Origin of the sequence: Rhizobium album (assembly GCF_003122325.1) — a bacterium.
GTDB classification, from domain to species: Bacteria; Pseudomonadota; Alphaproteobacteria; order Rhizobiales; family Rhizobiaceae; genus Metarhizobium; species Metarhizobium album.
In genome coordinates this window covers 121922-140669 of record NZ_QFBC01000014.1, presented here as the reverse complement: position 1 = coordinate 140669, position 18748 = coordinate 121922, and the positions used below count along the sequence as shown (strand labels likewise).

Genomic DNA, 18748 nt, shown 5'->3' with positions numbered 1-18748 from the left:
CGGCGACGTGAGGTTAGGTATCGGCCGACAGTTGACGATCGTAAATTTGCGCGGCGCGTTTCTGCTGGTGCCGAGCGCTGCGGCGTTTCCGGCGATTGCCCGGTCGGTTAGTTCGCGGTCTATTTTTCAGCCATGCAAAGAGATTCAGACTTGCTGCTTTTTCCACTCTTCATAGCGCGCCTTGTTTTCCGCGTTGGCGGGATAAAGACCTGGTAGAGACGCCCCTTCAGTGACTTCCCTCATGATCCAACCCTCCAGTCGTTCTTGCTCAACTGCATCATCGAGAATTTCATCCGCTAGTGCGGCGGGAATGACCACTCCACCGTCTTTGTCGATGACAATCAGATCTCCTGGGAAGATCGCGACACCGCCGCAACCGACTGGCTGGTCCCATGCTACAAAAGTCAGGCCAGCAACTGATGGAGGGGCTGCCGCTCCGGCGCACCACACCGGAAGGCCGGTCGCCAGCACACCGTCGAGATCGCGCACGACGCCGTCGGTGATGAGTGCTGCAACATTTCTCTTTTGCATGCGGGCGCATAGGATATCTCCAAAGATACCCGCGTCTTTTGACCCTTGGGCGTCGACCACTGCGACACAGCCTTCTGGCATTGCTTCAATGGCCGCTCGGGTAGAGATCGGTGATGACCAAGAGGCAGGTGTTGCCAGATCCTCCCGAGCAGGAATGAAGCGGAGGGTAAACGCGCGGCCTACGATGCGACCTTGGTCCGGCCTCAACGGCATTGCTCCTCTGATCCAGACGTTGCGCAGACCTTTCTTGAGCAAGATAGTTGTCAACGTTGCGGTCGTGACGTTCGCAAGGATCGACTTGATTTCATTTTCTGTGGGCATGGGCGTAACCTCTTAGATATACGTAATTAGATGCTAGCGATCATGCCGCCGTCGATGCGGATGATGCTACCAGTGAGGTAGGAGGATCTGGTACTGGCGAGGAAGGCGACGACGTCGCCATATTCTCTAGGCTCGCCATATCTGCCCACTGGAATTGACGAGATACTTTCGGCGGAAATGTCTTCAACGGATCGGCCTTCGCGTTTCGCCCTCTGTTCATCGAGAAAGGCGATCCGGGCCGTGCCAATCCGACCTGGAAGCACGATGTTTGCCGTCACGCCGTCAGCGCCAACTTCTTTCGCAAGTGTCTTCGACCATCCCACTAGTGAGCTACGCAATGCGTTGGAGAGGCCAAGGTTTGGAATCGGCGCCACTACGCCTGAGGACGTCGACGTGATAATGCGGCCCCACTTCATCTTGCGCATATTTGGCAAGACACGATCCGTCAACGCGATCACTGACACGACCATCGATTGGAAGAACTGAGACCATTGATCTGGTGACACGCCTAGAACCGGGGTAGGCGGCGGACCGCCCGTGTTGTTCACGAGAATTGCAACGGGGCCATAACGCTCCTCGATTTCGGCAACCTTCGCTTCAAGAACTGAAAGGTCGGCGATATCCCAATGCAACGCGAACGCTTCTCCACCGGCACCATGAATGCTGCGTACCGTTTGAGCGGCAGCGTCACCATTGATATCGGCGACAACAACCTTGGCTCCTTCATCTGCAAGGCTATGCGCTATCGCGCCTCCCAAACCACCGCCGGCACCCAGAACCAGGGCGCATTTTCCGGCAATTCCAAGGTCCATAATCACTCTCCATAGGTCCATTTCTCTGGTCGCTTTTTGCGCATCCGGTAACTGGCCCAGACAGGACGCCTGAAGATTGACATCGAAAGAAACTACACAGAACCTGTATTATTGTGTCTTCGAAATTCAGGAAACCTAAATATGGAAACGCGATTTCTCAAAACGTTTCTCCACGTCGTAGAGACCGGATCTATTGCGGGCGCCGCACGCAAAGAAAATGTAACCTCGTCGGCAGTAGTGCAGCGGCTTCGAGCCTTAGAGTCGGATTTAGGACAAGTACTTGTGCGCCGAGCAGGCCATTCAATGCAGCCGACCGAAGCCGGACGAGCAATCCTGGAGGCTGCCAAGCAAGTCGTTGACGTCACCGAGAGCTTGCAAGGCCTTGCGCAAGACCAGCAGGATGTCGGAACCATCCGTGTTGGTGTGATTCATTCGATGATTACCGGGCTTATGCCGGAAATCCTGTCCTCGATGGAACTGAGCGTGCCAATGATCAAAGTGGAAGTGATCCCTGGCCAATCGTCTCATTTGTTTCAAAGGCTCAAGGAAAAGACATTGGACGGCGCAATCATGATAGAACCGCCTTTTATGCTGCCAAAAGAATATGTTTGGCACGAGCTCAGACAGGATCCACTGGTTGTTCTGACGTGTAGCGCTGAAACGTCAGAGGACCCGATCGAGCTTCTGAAGAGAGCTCCCTTGATACGATATGACCGAAAGCATTGGGGAGGCCGGTTCGGCGATCGTTACTTGAAGAAAAATCGTTTGAACCCAAATGATCGACACGAGTTGGATTCACTTGAGGCGATAGCGGTTTTGGTAGACCGCGGGTTGGGAATCTCCCTTGTGCCGGATTGGCTGCCCCCTTGGCCGGAGGGTCTATCGCTTAGAAAGCTTCCGCTGCCAGACGCTCCCTGCCGTAAAATCGGGATTATTTATGCGCACAGCGCAAACAATCGTCGGCTGATGGCATCTCTGGCAGATCACGCTCAAAAGGCCGCGCAAATAAAGGGGGAGGTGGCGCGAATGCATGCGACGAACCGGTAGTATTATCTATTTGCGAGCCGTATCAGGTCGCCTCGCAGCATTCAGTAGGCTGCTGATATACTCTCGATATTACGAAGTTTCGCTTTCGCGTAATAACTCCGAAACCGCATCGTAGCGATTGATAAGGTCAATACGGCTCCCTGATCGGCTCGATTCCATCACAGCCTCGGCGACGATCTGCGTTCGGGCGGCATCTTCCGCCGAGATAAGGGGGGCTTCTTCGCCGCGTGCCACACGTGCAAAGTGGTCCCACTGAGCGACGTAAGGGTTCTCCGGGGCGACGGTAAGCCGCCTTTCTTCAGTGAGCGGCTCTCTCCAACTACGAATTCCATCATAACGCCAGATGCGCAAGTCCGGCAGAGACAAGCTGCTCGCGGGTAGGTACCAATTGGCCAATTGATCGCCATCGGGTGGCAGACCTCCTTGGCCACGATTCACTTGTCATGAACGCTCAGGATCAATGCTATTACAGAAGAGACCATCTTTCCGAGTATGCGGCCGTGACCAGCATAATGGCGAATAATCTCGCGCGCCTCGCAACAGACATCGACGTTTGGCATGCTGAAGAATTCGACATGTTCGAATTGCCGGCTGAATATTGCGGATCCAGCAGCATTATGCCGCAAAAAAGGAACCCTGAGCCACTGGAAAGGTGCCGTGCCGTCGCGGGCGAGTCGATTGGCTGGATGCCTGCTGCGCTCGGGATTTTCAAGCTGCCGCACACCTCTGTTGCGGACCCGTCCTATTCCGTTGTGAGTGAAGGCCGCCTGTTCGACGATGTTTCTGTTTCTCTGACCAGCATGGTAAGGCTTTGTGCAGAGGCGCTCCCGAAGATTACAATTAAAAAGGATCGTATGGAAAGTCTTGCACGGGATCGGTGGAACATTGGTAGTCGCCTGGGTGACATCATTGCTCAACGTACAGGCATGCCTTTCGGGAATTCGCACGTTATCGTAGGCGCACTGGTCAAGCATTGCATTGAACTGGGTATTAAGCCGTCGGAGGTCACCTCCGCGCTTCTTGATAAAGTAGCGACCAAGGCTGTTGGCTTTCCACTCGGCTTTGATGAAGCGTTGGTGGCCGATGCGATGGATGCGATGGCATTCGTAAACGCACTGCAGGGCCCTGGGTCCGCAAATCCCGACGTTGTCCTTGAAGCGGTTGATGAAGCAGAAAGAGAAATGCAGGATAATTTAGCATGGTTGGCTGCGTCGCAGGCAAAAGCAGATGGCGCTCGGGAAAAGCTTGATAGAGCGGTGGACGAGATCATCAGCAAGCCTTCAATCTGATAAAACTCCGATGCCAATAGTGTGACCCAATTCACGCAAGAGCCTGATAAAGTTGCAGGTCACATCCCGGGATTCTATAGCGAGCGGAATGGAGCGCAAGTCGCTTCATTCCCTTCGCGCGAAACAGGGGGCGTCTCTCTGACAAATCAGCTTATAGCCAGAGGGTTCGAGCGCACGCCCGGCATGGGAAGTGATTTTCGCTGAGTTGACAAGCTTTTTTCACTCCTCATGTTTCAAGTAGTCCCCGCTCAAAGCTTCAAGAGATGCTTTGATATCGTCTATCAATTTCGCGCATAGGATGGACGGTTGGGAGAACTGCGAAGTGATGAGCCATACAGGCAGAACAATCGGTCTTCGCAACGGACGGAAGACGACGTTATCGTCGTGTAAGCCGAGCAGGCTGATTGGCGATCCGATACTCACTCCGCAACCGGCACTAACCATCGCAAACGCCGCCTGCGCTAGCTGCACTTCTGCTGTTACGTTAACGCGGACTCCGTCGGCCTCAAGGGCCGCCTGGATGAGTTGCTGCGAAAGATCCTCCCGGCCGAGGGCAACAAATCGCTCGCCGTCCAAATCCTTGCAATCGACAACTTGTTTTGCAGCGAGCGGATGGCCTGCAGGCAGCACGCAGGCCATTGGAATGGATTGAAACGGCACGCACTGTATTGCTGGACTGGCTGACTTGACCAGTGTCAAGCCGAAATCCGCCACACGCGTTGTAACGGCGTCTTCGATCGTCCTCGACGGCCGGGTCACCTGGGATACCATTACGCTCGGCCTCGTTGATAGAAATTTTGCGACGACGCGCGGCAAGAATTGCAGGCCAAGGGAAGGAAAAACGGCCACTGAGACGTCGCCGCGTTCAAGGTCACGGATTGCGTTGGCGGTCTTGTGAACCCGGTCTACACCAAGCTCAAGCCGTTCCGTCTCGACAAACATATGGTGAGCCTCCGGCGTCGGCAAAAGCCGTCCGGTCTCCCGCAAAAAAAGCTTGAAACCACAGGAAAACTCAAATGCTTGGATCAGCTTTGTTAGAGCCGGCTGGCTTACGAACAGAGCCTCCGCCGCCTTCGTCACGCTTCCACTTTTCATGACAGCATTGAAAGCTTCGATCTGGCGGACGTTGGGTCGCGGCATGGGGATCACCGAATAACCGTGGGTTATAGAGCACTTATTTAAATTCATTTGAGTGGCCGACGGAAGCGCTTATTCAATCACTCGGTCCGGATAGGTTGGTCGTAGCCCTGCAATGTGCAGGCAGCCTGTCACAGTTTCTTATCAGGAGGCGTGATGTTGAGGCGCATTGCGGGGCGGATCAGCCCCGATATCGTGTTTGAGTTCGACGGTCGTCCAATTCACGCAGCACCGGGCGACACCGTCGCTTCCGCTTTGCTTGCGGCCGGTGAAACCATCTTTAGGTCAACGCCAAGCTCTGGAAAGCCGCGCGGACCCTTCTGCATGATGGGAGTGTGTTTCGAATGCCTTGTAGAAATCGATGGCGTCACCGACCGGCAAGCATGTTTGACGCCGGCCAGAGATAAGATGCAGGTGCGCAAGCAGCGTGGCTTCGACGCGACGGCGTCGTCATGACCCATTATGATGTCGCAATTGTTGGCGCAGGGCCGGCTGGGATGTCCTCAGCGATCGAGATTTCGCAGGCAGGTTTTACAGCACTTCTGCTAGATGACCAGCCGGCGCCGGGCGGACAGATTTATCGCTCGATAGAGAACGCACATACCGACCGACTGGATATTCTTGGCCCAGACTATGCTGAGGGTAAAAGACTTGTCGCTGAATTCCGGTCCTCATCCACCACATACATCCCCAATGCCACTGTCTGGAACGTGAGTCGCGACCTGACACTGGCATATACGAGAGAAGGCGTATCCCATGGAATTTCTGCCGATGCATTGATCGTCGCGAGTGGCGCCATTGAAAGGCCCACACCGATGCCAGGGTGGACGCTGCCTGGAGTGATGACTGTTGGTGCCTTACAAATTTTGTTGAAAGCGCACGGTCTCCTAGCCGATGCGGTCGTCTTGGTCGGAAGTGGGCCACTCATCTGGCTCTTGGCGGCGCAAATGATTAAGGCCGGAGCAAAGCCCTCGGCCATTGTCGAAACCCTGCCGCTCAGTCACTATTTCAAGGCTCTTCCGAAGCTGCGTTTTAACCGCCCCGCGTTCAGCTATCTAAAAAAGGGTCTCCTCATGATGCGGTCCGTTAAGGCGGCGGGCGTTCCCGTCTTCCTCGGGGCCCAAGGGGTAGCCATAGAGGGCTCATCTCGTGCGGAGGCTGTTTCTTTCGAGATCCGCGGCCGAATGCATCGTCTACCGGCGGAAACAGTAGCACTCCATCAAGGGATTGTACCCAACCAGCAGATCACACGCCTCCTGCATTGCGACCATCGATGGAGTGAAAGTCAGCGAAGTTTCCTACCGGTGTCGGATTGTTTTGGTGAAACTAGCGTCGCCAACCTCTACATCGCAGGAGACGGCGCGGGGATCGGTGGCGCCAAGGTTGCTGCCATGCAAGGTCGGCTCGCCGCGCTTCGCATCCTCGAGAAGGCGAGCGCGGTCCAGAACACCGCCACGTCCGAACTGCTGGCGGAAATAGAGAAAGAGATTTCGATCCGGCCATTTCTCGAAGAGCTCTATTTACCGTCAGCAGAGATCAGAGATCCGAAGGAAAACACAATCGTGTGTCGGTGCGAAGAAATCACTGCTGGCGAGGTTCGAGCGTCATTGGCAAGCGGTGTTCCAGGACCCAACCAGATCAAATCACTGCTTCGCACAGGTATGGGTCCGTGCCAGGGACGTTTTTGTGGCCTCGCACTTTCAGAAATCGCCGCACAATATCTCGGCAAAACGCCCGCTTCGGTCGGCTATTACCGTATCCGGGCGCCGCTTAAACCTCTGCGCCTCACCGAACTTGCAAACATGGGCGAAGCTGAGGTTCCTCAAGCGCCGGTCAAACAGGAATTGCAGAAATGATCGCGACTGCTGATCTATTGATCGTCGGTGGAGGTCTCCATGGCTGCTCTGCCGCTCTCAACGCCGCTATAAGGGGACTTTCAGTTATTGTTCTGGAAAAGGATACCGTGGGCAGGCATGCGTCGGGTGTGAATGGTGGCGGAGTGCGGCGTCTTGGGCGTCACCTAGCTGAGATTCCAATTTCGAACCGTTCGATGGAAATTTGGCGCCGGATAAACGAACTGGTCGACGACGATTGTGGATTTCAACCTGCGCCGCAGATTAGAGTAATAGAACACGAACAAGATCTCGAAGCCCAGAGTCAACGTTCTGCCGAAGTCAGAGCGCTCGGTTTTTATCACGAGGTTATGCTGGATCAACAGGAGCTTCGCTCATACCTTCCCGCCGTCGCGCCACATTGTGTTGGTGCCCTGGCGAGCCTCGACGACGGATTCGCACTTCCATTCCGAACGACCTTTGCATTCAAGAGAAAGGCGCAGCAACTTGGCGTGCAATTTTATGAGGAAACAATTGCATTGACGATCACTCGCGAAGGACAAGGATGGAAGGTGTCATGTGCCGGAGGTCAGAGTTTTTCTGGGCGATACCTCCTGAATTCTGCGGGCGCATGGGCCGGAGAATTCGCTCGACAGGCCGGCGACAAGGCTCCGGTCGAAGCCGTGGCGCCGATGATGTTGGTGACGCAGCGAATGCCGCATTTCTGTGATGCAGTCGTCGGGGCTGCAGGGCGCCCCCTTTCCTTTAAACAAATGCCGAACGGCACGGTTGTGGTGGGTGGCGGTACGCGCGGCAAGGCCTTTCCGGAAAGCAATATCACGGAGATGAGCTTTAACGAGCTGCGCCGTTCGGCACAGACTGCGATCGACATATTTCCGATCATGTCCAAAGCAAACGTCGTGCGCTCTTGGTCGGGGATTGAAGCTTTGATGCCAGATCGTGTCCCTGTGATCGGGCCATCCTCGCGCGAAGAGAACCTGTTTCATGCCTTTGGTTTTTCCGAACATGGATTCCAGATGGCGCCGGCCGTCGGGGAAATAATGGCGGAATTAATTGCAAATGGCACGACGGATGCCGCGATCGAGCCATTTAGCATTGCACGTTTCGGTTAACGGCGTGATCCCGCCACTTACGGGCAGATCGATTTTCCCAGGACCACAATGATACCGGCAACACGCGTTCAGATCGCAAGTGATCTTTTTTGTCGTGCCGAATTCAGAGGGATTGCGACGGGAGTAATGCTCTCATCGAGTGTAAAAGCCCGGATCAGATCCAAAAGCCGCGCTGCCTCGGTGTCGAGGGAGTGGCAAGCGGCTGTCGACTCCTCTGCCATCGCTGCCGTCTGTTGCGTAGATTGGTCGATTTCGCCGATAGTTGTCCCGATCGTGGCCAGGTGCCGAGCCTGATCCGATGCGGTCGCTGCAATGTTTGAGACCACGCTTTTGATATGTGTGATCTGGCTCGCAATGTTCTTCAGTTGATCACTCGTCGAGCTGACGAGTTGGGTCCCTCGCTTCACCCGTTGAGACGACGTCGCGATAAGATCTTTTATTTCGGTCGCGGCGTCGGCCGAGCGTTGGGCAAGGGCGCGTACTTCTGAAGCGACAACTGCAAAGCCTCTTCCTGCATCGCCCGCGCGTGACGCTTCAACACCGGCATTCAAAGCAAGAAGGTTGGTCTGGAATGCGATCTCGTCGATCACGTTGACGATCGTTGCGATCTGTCGTGACGATTCCTCAATTTGCGTCATACCTTCAATAGCCTGAGAAACGACGGCATCCGATGAGGAGGCTTCCCGGTGTACTGCCGAGACGATGCGATCAGCTTCGTCAGCAGCATCCGCCGTTCGATTGATGTCCGAAGAAACATTATTTAAAGCCCGTACCGCGTTTTCCAGGACCACGGCCTGCTGTTCCGTTCGCTTCGCAAGCTCCCGCGTGCCAGCATGCATCTCATTAGCAATCGAGGTCATGCTGTTGGCTTGCCCGGCGACTGCAGAGATGGTCTCCCTCAGTTGATTTACAGCGGCGTTGAAATCCTCCCTTAGCTGCGCATATTCTGCAGGGAAGGTTGCTTCAATCTGGCGGTTCAGAACGCCCTCGGCCAGCGCCGAAAGAGAGCGTCCGATCTCTTCGAAGACGGCCGCCTGGGTTGTAAGTCGCTGGCGACGCTCAGTCTCCGTCGCACCGCGCTCTGCTTGAGCAGCGAGTTCGAGATTTTTAGCTGCCTGTTCGGCCGTCTCCTTTGCCAACGCGTTCTGCTTGAACACGAGAACGGCTCTTGACATATCACCAACCTCATCGCCGCGCGAAATGCCTTCGATAGTTCCTGCCGTAACGCCGGATGCAAGCCGCTTCATTTCCGCGACCAGTTGCACGATCGGCCGGGAAATCGACCTGGATGCAAAGTGAGAAAGGAGAAAGGTCGCAAAGATCGTCGTGCCTGCCAGCAGAATGATCTTCCAGAGTAGGTCCGTCGCCGGTGCCAGCATTTCCGACCGCGGCTCAAGAGCGATAACCGTCAACGCCTGGTCACCCACTATGAGATTTTCCGACGCAGCCATCATGGTAAGGCCGCGATAGTTTGCCTCCCCGCTCTGAGTGCCGAATTTGATGGACCGCGCGTCTGCCCCGCCAAAACGGGAGGTCGAGCGCAACACGCCGTCGCCGGCGACCACGATTGCCTCTCCATGCGGGCCAAACCCGTTCGTATCATGTAGGACACCATCGAGTGCTGCTGTGCCAAGGCCTACAATCAAAGTCCCTGCTCGTTGATTTGACGATCGACCAGCGGGTGCAGGGATAGGAACTGCGATGTAAGCTCCACCACCACCGGCGATATCAGGGGGTGCAAACCCCGTGATGAGAGGTCCTTGTTGGCTGATAGACTTCTCTAAAGCGCTCTTCAAAACGTCTTCGACGTCGAGTGCACCAAGAGGGTGGCTAGCAGTGCTATAAATCAGTTGACCCTTTTTATCGATGAGTGCAATCGTTTTGAAACCGGCCTGACCAGCCAAATTCTGCAACCACGGCTCCGCTTGGCGATAATTTTCAAGGTAATAATCTGCTCCGCTAACTGCGGCCTCTCTGAGTGACCCCGACCGCATTCGGATGTCTGACAAAGTTTTAGCTGATTCCGCCGAAAGCCCAGCGTATCCAAGATACAGGCCATCGAAAACTTGGCCGAACCCAGGATTGTTGGCGAGTGAGGCGACCTCAGACTGCAGTGCTTGCAGCTTCGAGGAAAGGATGTCTCTGCGGGTAGTGGCGATATAATTGAGGTGCTTTGCGATCAGCGTCTGCGTCGTAGAAAAAGACGATTTCGAGGCAAATAGTGCTACAGCACCGCACGAGATGGCGGCGATAGCAACCATGAGTACAGGTATCTTTCGGCCAATTGTCCAATGGAATCGAATGGATTGAATGCGCTTGATCATCAAGGTCCCCTCGTAGCGCTAGCGATAATTGTTCGACATCGCGGCAGTCTGTTCGACGTCTAGTAGCCCGCTTCCGCGTCCACCCGGTTCAAAAGGTCGTCGTTCGAGAGAGCACGCCTGATATTCTCTACGACTTGCTGTAGAGCGGTGGATGGATCTGTGGCGCTCGAATTATGCGGGGTAACAGTTATATTGGGATGGCTCCAAAACCGATGGCCAATTGGCAATGGTTCGGTTCGAAAGACGTCCAAAACAGCGTGCCTTATGTGCCCGCTGTCAAGCGATGCAAGCAGATCTTCCTCCACCAAGAGATCGCCGCGCCCGACATTGATCAGCGCGGCGCCGGCACGCATGGCGTGAAAGAAGGAAGAATCAAGCAAATTGCGCGTTAGGCCCGTAGATGGAAGAAGCGAGACCACGATATCTGCCTTCGATAAAAATAAAGGCAGCCCCTCTCGACCGTCGAATACGTCGAAACTCCCAAATGTTGCAGGGGAGCGCTTCCAACCGACGACGCGGAAGCCGATCCTGCTCAACAAATCTGCGCAAGCGCGTGCGAGTTTGCCGAAACCGAGAATGCCGACGCAAGTAGTGTCAGGCGGTGTCGGAGCCATGAAATTCCAACGGCATTCACTTTGAGCAATTCTCGCTTCTGGGAGTTTTCGATGAAGCGAAAGACAATGCATCAGCACATATTCCGACATTCGATCTGTCAAACCAGGGTCAACAAGCCTGACGATAGGCACGCCTGCCGGGAGATCCGGATCGCCGACGATATGATCTACGCCTGCACCAAGATTGACGATGAGGCGCAGTCTGTTGAAGTGTCGGAGCGCGCCGTACGGATGTTTCCACACCAGGGCAGCGATGGTGTTTGCTGGATCCGCGCTCTCAAGCTGCGTTGCGATCTGGTAACCGGGGAAAACCTCTGCGAGGGCAGATGGCCAACTTCTATTGCTGGTGTCGCTCAAAAAAAGAATCGTTGGCGGTTGAAGCATGGCAATTCCCGAGGTGACTTTCTTGACATTAAAAGCGAGAGCGGTTCAGGCCGCCATCAACCAGCAAACCTTGACCCGTGATATATGAAGAGGCCGGCGATATGAGAAAGGCGATCGTCTCTGCGACTTCGTCCAATGTTCCAGCACGTCCGGCCGGGATGGATCGCAAGCGCTCGTCTCTGGCTTGTACCGCGTTTTCGAGCATGCCAGGCAGCACGCAATTCATACGTATCCCGTCTTGCGCGTACCGATCCGCATACAACTGCGTAAACCCGTGCAAAGCGGAGCGGACAGGGCTGAGCGGATAGTGTAAGCGAGGTTCTGCTGCTTCCATCCCCGAAACGGCGACCATTGCAATGCGGCGTCGCAAACCGCGCCAAACCAACAACGCTCATAACCAAAAGATCCAGCACGTCATGCCAAGCCGCGCGTGGAGTTGAGAAGATGTCCGGCTTGTAGTCGGAATCAAATGTAAGGCTTCCAACTGATCTAGCTTCCGCTATCGCGCCGTGTGTTTCCAGGATAGATCTGTACCGCCCAGTGCTCGCGACAATCGCATCAAGCCTGCCATACCGCTCTACTGCGCCGTCCACAAAAGCTTGTATGTCGACTTCGTCGGTCAATGAGCCCGAGAAATCCCAGGCTCCCAGTTGATTGGCAAGTTCACCGTAGCCAGATCGTGACATGAGGCACAACCGATAGCCACGACTTGCAAGCAATCGAGCCGATGCCGCTCCAATGCCGCGACTGGCTCCAGTCACAAGCGCGACAGGGGCCTCAATGCCCTTCGACATATGCCCCTCCCGCTTCTTGATCGTTTTCTAGTTTGCAGTCGCGTCCACCAGGAGGAAATCCTTAGGCTCCCATATGAGATGAACAGTTTCGCCAGGCTGACGAGGCGCGCCGCCATCGTTGACAGCGACAACGTCGATACGTTGTTCCCCAGCGCGCGTCGCGTAGCGGATCATTGTTCCTCCATAGAGGACCGACTCCACGACTGCAGGAACGGCTAGGCTATCATTCCCAGTCCCGAACCGAATGCGCTCCGGCCGGACAATAGCTGCTTTACGCGCACCTTCTTCGACTGCGCCATGCATTTGAAGCGGAATCGTTGTTCCGGTTTCAGAGACGAAGGATTTCGCGCCTTCATTCGACTTGACGAAGCCAGGAATAACGTTCGCCGAGCCAATGAACTGTGCTATGAAGGCATTGCGAGGGCGTTCGTAAAGCTGCGCGGGCGGCGCTGCCTGCTCTATCTGTCCCTTGCTCATGACCACGACATTGTCAGACATCGACATAGCCTCTTCCTGGTCATGGGTGACATAGATCGTCGTGATTCCAACGTCGCGCTGAATTCGTTTAATTTCGACCTGCATCTCTTCTCGGAGGTTTTTGTCGAGCGCCCCTAGCGGTTCGTCCATCAAAAGGATCGCCGGCTCGAAGACCATCGCTCGAGCGAGAGCAACACGCTGCTGCTGACCGCCACTCAACTGAGCTGGGAAACGGTCTGCGAATACATCGAGATGGACTTTCTCAAGTGCGCTTCTCACCCGACGCGCGATCTCAGCCTTCGCGACATGCCTCATTTTGAGCGGAAACCCGACATTTGCGGCGACGGTCATATGAGGGAACAGCGCGTAGTTCTGGTAAACGAGGCCAATATTGCGCTTGTGCGGCGCCAATTCGGTCACATCGCGGCCATCGATACTGATATGGCCACCACTGGGCGCCATGAAACCAGCGAGCATCATCAGAGAGGTTGACTTTCCTGAACCACTCGACCCCAAAAGGGTAACAAACTGGCCGTTTTCGACCTTAAGCGAGAAGTCTCTGACCGCCACGAAGTTGCCGAAGCTTTTAGAAACGTTGTTGAATTCGACTGCAGGATTCATGTGAGCTCCGGGATATCTTAGGGCTTTTCGCCGGCCAAGATCCTGCTCCGATGGTTGAAGACCTCGGTGATGCCGATAACGGCGCAGGATATGAGAATAAGGATCGATGAGACGGCAGCGATCACGGGCGTTAATTCGAAACGTATGCCGTCCCAGATGCGGAGTGGCAGCGTCGTCGTCGCCGGGCCTCCGATAAACGTTGCCATCACAACCTCATCAAACGAGTGAAGAAATGCGAAGAGCGACGCGATGATGATCCCCGCTCTGATGATCGGGAAGGTTACGAAGGCAAATGCCTTCAGCGGAGTGGCCCCCAGACTGACAGCCATCTGCTCCAGACGCGGATCGAAGCGTTCCAACGCGGCGCTGATAACGACAACTGTGTAGGGAAAAGTAATGATTGTGTGGCCGAGGATTATCCCGGTGAAGGTACCGTTGAGCTTCAGCATCGAAAACACTGAATACGTCGCGACGGCAATCACAATGCCAGGGATTAGAAGCGGCGACAGTATCAACGCTTGCAGAAGGGCTTTCCCTTTCCATTTTGTCCGCGAAAGGCCGTAGGCAGTTGCCGTACCTAGCGCAACTGAGAGTATCGATGTCGCGCAAGCAATTATGACACTGTTCAGGGTAGCGTTCATCCACGCACTATTGAACAGATAGGCCTCGTACCAGCGAAGCGAGTAACCCGGAGGCGGCAGTCGCAAGAGCGAAGAGCTGCTGAAAGACATCGGAATGATGGCTATCAATGGCAGTAGGAGAAACGCGACAACAACCCAGCTGAAAATTGCGAGGGGGTTCAACCGACGACCATCACTCATGGCTGTTTACCCCCTTTAGTCTTCGAAAGAGCTTGGTAATACACCCCGATACCGACTAGAGTCATAACCAAAAGAACCATCGAGATGGCTGCCCCAAAATGCCAATCAACAGACTCCGTGAATTGGACGTTGATGAGCGTCGCGAGCGTCATGTCTTTCAAACCGCCAAGCAGGGCGGGTATGACGAAAAAGCCGAGACTTAATATCAGAACCAGCATTGTAGCGGCCCTGATGCCCGGCATGCTTAGCGGCAAGAAGACATGCCGAAATGCGCGCGACGGACTTGCACCAAGACTGCGGGCCGCCCCGACAATACGAAGGTCGATATTATGGTTAATGCTGTAGAGGATTAGGATCGCCGGTGGCAGCAGATAGTGCGTCATGCCGATCAGCACCCCTGGCAGGTTGTATACCATCTCGATCGGGCGGTCGATCAGGCCGATTTGATCAGTTAAGAACGTGTTCACAAGGCCTCGCCTTTGAAGAATGGCCATCCACGCATAACATCGTACGAGAATATTCGTCCAAAACGGTATGATGATCAAAGCCATGATGAACGACCGCATCGCAGGGCCGGCAAGCATCAAGTAGCAGGATACCGGGTATGCAAGCAGCATCGTTGCCGCAGTGGCCAAAACGGCCATCCTCAAAGTGATCCAGACAACAGCTAGGTAGCTCGGCGAAGCAAGGATCATAGCGAAATATCGGAACGTGAAGCCTTCGTCGTAAAAGCTTTGTGAGAGCAATATGAGCAACGGCACGACGAACGCAACGGCCAAGAAAACCACACCCGGCATGACGAGCCACATGGCGCTGGGCCGAAGCGAGCGGTGGGCTCGCTTCGACTTGAATTTATTCGACGCCAGCACGCCGTTTTCAGCGACTGTCATTTTCATTTCAGCTTCCAGCTGTCCCAGCGCTGGATCATCTTATCGCTATTTTCGGCCCACCATGCGTCGTCGACTAGGCCCATCTCACCATTTTTGTAGTGCACACTTGGAAGCTTTTGTTGCTCTTCAGCGGACATCAAGGAGATTGAATCGGCATTGACGGGTCCGATGTTCGTCGCCTGTGCAAATTTGGCTTGCAGGTCTGGGCGGCTCATAAAGGCAATAAGTTTCATAGCGTTGGCCGGGTTTTTAGCCCCTCTGGGAACCACAAGCCAATCAACGGTCATAAGTCCCTGATTCCAAACGATCTCGAGCGGAACTTTCTCTGTGGCAACGATATCTTGAATTCGAGCATTCGACATGTTCGACATATTAATTTCGCCTGAGGAGAGAAGGATTGGCACCTGTGGCCACTGTTTCCACCAGATCGAAACCTTGCTCTTTATCTTGTCAAGACTGGCGAATGCTCGATCGACGTCAAGCGGATAAAGATCTTTGGGCGCAACGCCATCCGCCATTAGAGCGAACTCGAGAATGTATCGCGGTCCATCGAAAAGCCCCCGTGGGCCGGCCTTCCCGCTAACATTCCAAAAATCCGCCCAGGTCTTCGGAGCATTCACCCCACCGCTGAGCTTCGTGTTGTACGCGAGGATTTGACCGTAGGCAGCATTGCCGATGCCGTAGTCGTTGCGGAGTTCCTTAGGGATGCCTGCGGCGCCGACTACCTTCTGGTCCAGCTTTTCCCAGAGGTTTTCCTTGATCCCTTGGTGTACGTACATGCCAAGAGTGTTGGCTACGTCCCACTGAACGTTGCCGCTGTTCACCATGGCTTTGATTTTTGGGAGTCCCGAATCGGGAACGTCAATCACTTTAATGCCAGTCTCTTTTTCGAAGGCATCAAAGTAAACCTTACGCTGCGCGGCCATGATGCTGCCGCCGAACCCCGCGAATACGACCGTCTCCTGAGCGAAAGCGGCCGGCGCTGCTGGCAGAACCGACGCGAACAAAGTCGCGGCGAGAACGTTAGCCAATCGGCGTTTCGAAATGAAAACCATGATCAGTTCCCTTTTTATTCTGATTGTGTTGGTACGATAACTTGTCACCAGCAAGAGCGACTTGCGCTCTCCGCCTCCTGTGTAGATCGTCTTGACGCGATCTATGACAATCTATCTGCCTAAGAAGCATCCTTTTCGTCAAATGATAAAACTTCTGAAATTCATTCGCCCAGGTTATACGTTAAGGGCGTTGCAGAGTTTACTTACTGAAATTTCCATCGAGGAGCATGTCATGAAAGGCTGCGCGCGCATCGAGAAATGAATTGCATCGATCGAACTTGCCGCCGAGCAAAGCTATTTTCGCCTTGTGACCTCATCGATTCTAACTCTCAAGGCCGACACAAATTCACGGCCGATGCCCGAGAGCGGAAACATTTCTGGATACAAAAGTCCGAATTCATAAGGTATCTCCGGCTCAAAAGGCTTAACCGTTGTCGGATCGTCAACCAGGGTCATTGCCGAGAACGGGTCCACGATCGTGGTTCCGAGACCAAGCTTGGCAAACTGCACAGCGCTAAACGAGTAGGGCGTTTCCATGATCATTTTTCGTTGAACGCCAGCGGCTTGAAAGGCAGCATCGGTTCGCAGTCGTATAGTGCTGTTTGCAAACAGTGAGATGAACGGCAGATCTCGTAGGTCTTGTGGTGTGATGACATCTCTGTCCTTAAGATCGCTATCGGGGGGAAGGACACAGTAGCAAGCAGGTGAGGGGAGTAACTCAAACTGCGCCACCGTTTTGTCGATCGGCAGGGCAGCGATGCCGATATCCCACTGGTCAGATCCGAGCCAGTCAAAGACGGTGTCTGAGGTTCGCACATTTAGCGAGATGTGAATGCCCTCGAAAGCGGTCATAAACTGGGTTATGAGTTGTGGTAGAAGACTGAACGAAAGAGCTGGCATAGCAGCGATGCGGATCGATCCCGTTCGAAACGATCTGATCTCTTCGGCTCGAGATGCAATCTTTTCCAAACCGACAAAAGTCTTCTTTATCTCGTTGAAAAGCATATGCCCTTCCGGCGTTGGGATAAGACGGCGATGCTTACGCTCGAATAACTGAAAGCCGATCGCTAACTCCAAATCTGCAATCAATCGGCTCACGGCGGGCTGAGAGACGTACAATCGCTGCGCTGCGGCAGTTATGCTGCCTGTGACAAAAACCTGGTGAAAAGCCTCTACTTGCTTGACGTTCATTTTCATCGTGACACCTCTCCTCAAGTCTACACCTAGATCGCGCTGGACATTTGCCCAAAAAACGAAGGCGACGTGTTCGTGAGGCTGTCGCCCTTCTTCATCTCGGCGAGGTAAACTCTGAATACCGGTCTAATTCAACGGAGAATTAAATCCGTTGCGATACATAAGTCTAGGACATGCAAAACCAAAAAACACTGATTTGACGTTATGCTGATCGGAAACAAGAATGGCGCACAAAGTCACTTTAAAGGCATTGGGATGCGCAAAGAAACATATATTGGCCGCGTTGCTGAGCTTCAGACTCGGATCCGCAAAAGAGGCCTTGATGCGCTGTTGGTGATCAAGCCGGAAAACGTTCGTTATGTCACCGGATTGTGGGGCTATAGCAATCGTAGTGAATACGCGATGCCGCGTCGGTTAGTCTGCGCCGTGGTGCCTGCGAATGGCGACCCGGTCCTCATTGTTCCAAAACTCGAATATCTATTTGCGCAGCGAAGGTCCTGGCTGCCTGATATCCGATATCATGTTGAATGGGGAAGCGAGACGGAGTGCTTTGGCGGACTGAACCTACTTAACAAAGTTTTGCAAGAAAAAAGCCTACTCGGAAAGAAGGTGGCCGTAGAGAAGAATTTCATCTCCGCGGCACTCCACGATCTCCTCAACGCCGAACTCGGCGTTTCCGTCATCGAGGCAAGCAACGGCTTGGTCGAAGAAATGCGGATTATCAAATCTTCAGAGGAAATCGATATCCTCCGCATCAGCGGCAAAATGGCGGTCCAAGAATACTTTGCAGAATGTGCCGCGATACGACCAGGCGTCCGAGAGTACGAGGTTGCCATGGTAGGTCGAGACCATGCTGCGCATGAATCCGCTTGGCATTGCGATCATCGCAACTGCGGCTGCTCCCTTGATCATCCCTTGGCTGAGACGTCGCAGATTATCACCTCCGGACCACGGTGCGATATGGTCCATGCCTTGGCCTCCACGCGAGCGTTCGAACCTGACGATATGATCCTTTTGGACTTTTGCCGAATTCCCCAGTTCCAGAACTACCGAATTGGTTTCGCGCGTAACGTTGCGCTCCGTAACGCGAACTCGACAGAACAGGATATGTACCGAACTGTTTTGGACGCATACGACAAAGCCGTGTCGGTGCTACGGCCAGGCGTCGCGGCCGAGGTACCCGACCTTGTAGCGCGTGAGGTGCTTGATAAGGCAGGTATCGGGGAAACCTTTGTGCACCGTACAGGCAGAGGCGTCGGAATTGAAGCTGCAGAACTTCCGGAGATCGGGGCGGGGGATAAACTTCCGCTGCAAGCAGGCATGGTCATCACCATAGAACCCAGCATCTACTTGCCTAATTTTTCTGCTCATCCCGAAGATACGTATTTGATTACTGACGACGGGGCTGAACTGCTCACCCGATGCAGCAGGGAACTCAACGTACTATCGCGGTAAACTCTCGATACGTCGAG

Annotated in this window: 18 protein-coding genes and 1 pseudogene; 6 read left to right on the top strand and 13 right to left on the bottom strand. The window is 54.3% G+C overall.

Going from position 1 to position 18748, the window contains the following annotated elements:
- Positions 1–144: 144 nt before the first annotated feature.
- On the bottom strand, positions 145–852 hold the full coding sequence (locus DEM27_RS24620; protein WP_109460892.1) for a ribonuclease activity regulator RraA: 708 nt from the start codon (positions 850–852) through the stop codon (positions 145–147).
- Between the two features lie 26 nt (positions 853–878).
- The gene (locus DEM27_RS24615) at positions 879–1664 is read right to left on the bottom strand and encodes an SDR family oxidoreductase (RefSeq protein ID WP_109460945.1); all 786 of its coding nucleotides are present in this window, start codon (positions 1662–1664) and stop codon (positions 879–881) included.
- A 141-nt stretch (positions 1665–1805) separates the two neighbouring features.
- Between DEM27_RS24615 and DEM27_RS24610 the strand changes: the two genes are divergently transcribed.
- Complete coding sequence (locus DEM27_RS24610; RefSeq protein WP_109460891.1) at positions 1806–2711, top strand: LysR family transcriptional regulator; 906 nt, start codon at positions 1806–1808, stop codon at positions 2709–2711.
- Positions 2712–2780: 69 nt separating this feature from the next.
- Here DEM27_RS24610 and DEM27_RS34175 read toward each other — a convergent pair whose 3' ends face one another.
- Positions 2781–3077, bottom strand: a complete 297-nt coding sequence (locus DEM27_RS34175) for a hypothetical protein (protein ID WP_165823575.1) — start codon at positions 3075–3077, stop codon at positions 2781–2783.
- Between the two features lie 44 nt (positions 3078–3121).
- Here DEM27_RS34175 and DEM27_RS24605 point away from each other — a divergent pair, with 44 nt between their 5' ends.
- Positions 3122–4000, top strand: a complete 879-nt coding sequence (locus DEM27_RS24605) for a lyase family protein (protein WP_109460890.1) — start codon at positions 3122–3124, stop codon at positions 3998–4000.
- Between the two features lie 219 nt (positions 4001–4219).
- Here the strand turns inward: DEM27_RS24605 and DEM27_RS24600 are convergent, their stop codons facing one another.
- Positions 4220–5140 carry a LysR substrate-binding domain-containing protein gene (locus DEM27_RS24600; protein WP_165823573.1) on the bottom strand — a complete coding sequence of 307 codons (921 nt, stop codon included), beginning with the start codon at positions 5138–5140 and terminating at the stop codon, positions 4220–4222.
- A 153-nt stretch (positions 5141–5293) separates the two neighbouring features.
- Between DEM27_RS24600 and DEM27_RS24595 the strand changes: the two genes are divergently transcribed.
- The 3 genes from DEM27_RS24595 to DEM27_RS24585 are packed head-to-tail and all read left to right on the top strand — an operon-like array spanning position 5294 to position 8102.
- Positions 5294–5593 carry a (2Fe-2S)-binding protein gene (locus tag DEM27_RS24595; protein ID WP_109460888.1) on the top strand — a complete coding sequence of 100 codons (300 nt, stop codon included), beginning with the start codon at positions 5294–5296 and terminating at the stop codon, positions 5591–5593.
- Complete coding sequence (locus DEM27_RS24590; RefSeq protein WP_109460887.1) at positions 5590–6993, top strand: FAD/NAD(P)-dependent oxidoreductase; 1404 nt, start codon at positions 5590–5592, stop codon at positions 6991–6993. Before DEM27_RS24595 ends, DEM27_RS24590 begins: the two co-directional genes overlap by 4 nt.
- Positions 6990–8102 carry an NAD(P)/FAD-dependent oxidoreductase gene (locus DEM27_RS24585; RefSeq protein WP_109460886.1) on the top strand — a complete coding sequence of 371 codons (1113 nt, stop codon included), beginning with the start codon at positions 6990–6992 and terminating at the stop codon, positions 8100–8102. The genes DEM27_RS24590 and DEM27_RS24585 overlap by 4 nt, the downstream gene beginning before the upstream one ends.
- A gap of 68 nt (positions 8103–8170) precedes the next feature.
- On the opposite strand, the gene DEM27_RS24580 is transcribed toward DEM27_RS24585, so the two are convergent.
- The 9 genes and pseudogenes from DEM27_RS24580 to DEM27_RS24545 all read right to left on the bottom strand — a co-directional run bounded on the left by DEM27_RS24580 (position 8171) and on the right by DEM27_RS24545 (position 17279).
- Positions 8171–10426 (bottom strand): methyl-accepting chemotaxis protein, encoded by a 2256-nt coding sequence (locus tag DEM27_RS24580; protein ID WP_109460885.1) that lies wholly within the window; start codon positions 10424–10426, stop codon positions 8171–8173.
- A gap of 59 nt (positions 10427–10485) precedes the next feature.
- Positions 10486–11424 carry a 2-hydroxyacid dehydrogenase gene (locus tag DEM27_RS24575; RefSeq protein WP_109460884.1) on the bottom strand — a complete coding sequence of 313 codons (939 nt, stop codon included), beginning with the start codon at positions 11422–11424 and terminating at the stop codon, positions 10486–10488.
- 28 nt (positions 11425–11452) lie between these two features.
- Positions 11453–11776, bottom strand: a complete 324-nt coding sequence (locus DEM27_RS35270) for an SDR family oxidoreductase (protein WP_205908954.1) — start codon at positions 11774–11776, stop codon at positions 11453–11455.
- Positions 11777–11948: 172 nt separating this feature from the next.
- Positions 11949–12218, bottom strand: a pseudogene (locus DEM27_RS35265) (SDR family NAD(P)-dependent oxidoreductase); the annotation flags it as partial.
- Positions 12219–12245: 27 nt separating this feature from the next.
- A complete protein-coding gene (locus tag DEM27_RS24565; RefSeq protein WP_109460882.1) occupies positions 12246–13316 on the bottom strand; it encodes an ABC transporter ATP-binding protein in 1071 nt (356 codons plus the stop codon).
- 17 nt (positions 13317–13333) lie between these two features.
- Positions 13334–14137, bottom strand: coding sequence for an ABC transporter permease (locus tag DEM27_RS24560; RefSeq protein WP_109460881.1), 804 nt, complete (start codon positions 14135–14137; stop codon positions 13334–13336).
- A complete protein-coding gene (locus tag DEM27_RS24555; RefSeq protein ID WP_109460880.1) occupies positions 14134–15033 on the bottom strand; it encodes an ABC transporter permease in 900 nt (299 codons plus the stop codon). Before DEM27_RS24555 ends, DEM27_RS24560 begins: the two co-directional genes overlap by 4 nt.
- On the bottom strand, positions 15030–16082 hold the full coding sequence (locus DEM27_RS24550) for an ABC transporter substrate-binding protein (RefSeq protein ID WP_109460879.1): 1053 nt from the start codon (positions 16080–16082) through the stop codon (positions 15030–15032). Before DEM27_RS24550 ends, DEM27_RS24555 begins: the two co-directional genes overlap by 4 nt.
- A 294-nt stretch (positions 16083–16376) precedes the next feature.
- Entirely contained in the window at positions 16377–17279 is a 903-nt protein-coding gene (locus tag DEM27_RS24545; RefSeq protein WP_109460878.1) for a LysR substrate-binding domain-containing protein, read from the bottom strand.
- Between the two features lie 201 nt (positions 17280–17480).
- Between DEM27_RS24545 and DEM27_RS24540 the strand changes: the two genes are divergently transcribed.
- Positions 17481–18731 (top strand): M24 family metallopeptidase, encoded by a 1251-nt coding sequence (locus tag DEM27_RS24540; protein ID WP_109460877.1) that lies wholly within the window; start codon positions 17481–17483, stop codon positions 18729–18731.
- The last annotated feature ends 17 nt before the right edge of the window (positions 18732–18748 follow it).

Bases quoted from the DNA above. Each gene is read 5' to 3' on its own strand.
- DEM27_RS24620 (WP_109460892.1), bottom strand. From the start codon at position 852: ATGCCCACAGAAAATGAAATCAAGTCGATCCTTGCGAACGTCACGACC.
- DEM27_RS24615 (WP_109460945.1), bottom strand. From the start codon at position 1,664: ATGGACCTTGGAATTGCCGGAAAATGCGCCCTGGTTCTGGGTGCCGGC.
- DEM27_RS24610 (WP_109460891.1), top strand. From the start codon at position 1,806: ATGGAAACGCGATTTCTCAAAACGTTTCTCCACGTCGTAGAGACCGGA.
- DEM27_RS24600 (WP_165823573.1), bottom strand. From the start codon at position 5,140: ATGCCGCGACCCAACGTCCGCCAGATCGAAGCTTTCAATGCTGTCATG.
- DEM27_RS24595 (WP_109460888.1), top strand. From the start codon at position 5,294: ATGTTGAGGCGCATTGCGGGGCGGATCAGCCCCGATATCGTGTTTGAG.
- DEM27_RS24590 (WP_109460887.1), top strand. From the start codon at position 5,590: ATGACCCATTATGATGTCGCAATTGTTGGCGCAGGGCCGGCTGGGATG.
- DEM27_RS24585 (WP_109460886.1), top strand. From the start codon at position 6,990: ATGATCGCGACTGCTGATCTATTGATCGTCGGTGGAGGTCTCCATGGC.
- DEM27_RS24580 (WP_109460885.1), bottom strand. From the start codon at position 10,426: ATGATCAAGCGCATTCAATCCATTCGATTCCATTGGACAATTGGCCGA.
- DEM27_RS24575 (WP_109460884.1), bottom strand. From the start codon at position 11,424: ATGCTTCAACCGCCAACGATTCTTTTTTTGAGCGACACCAGCAATAGA.
- DEM27_RS35270 (WP_205908954.1), bottom strand. From the start codon at position 11,776: ATGGTCGCCGTTTCGGGGATGGAAGCAGCAGAACCTCGCTTACACTAT.
- DEM27_RS24565 (WP_109460882.1), bottom strand. From the start codon at position 13,316: ATGAATCCTGCAGTCGAATTCAACAACGTTTCTAAAAGCTTCGGCAAC.
- DEM27_RS24560 (WP_109460881.1), bottom strand. From the start codon at position 14,137: ATGAGTGATGGTCGTCGGTTGAACCCCCTCGCAATTTTCAGCTGGGTT.
- DEM27_RS24555 (WP_109460880.1), bottom strand. From the start codon at position 15,033: ATGAAAATGACAGTCGCTGAAAACGGCGTGCTGGCGTCGAATAAATTC.
- DEM27_RS24550 (WP_109460879.1), bottom strand. From the start codon at position 16,082: ATGGTTTTCATTTCGAAACGCCGATTGGCTAACGTTCTCGCCGCGACT.
- DEM27_RS24545 (WP_109460878.1), bottom strand. From the start codon at position 17,279: ATGAAAATGAACGTCAAGCAAGTAGAGGCTTTTCACCAGGTTTTTGTC.
- DEM27_RS24540 (WP_109460877.1), top strand. From the start codon at position 17,481: ATGCTGATCGGAAACAAGAATGGCGCACAAAGTCACTTTAAAGGCATT.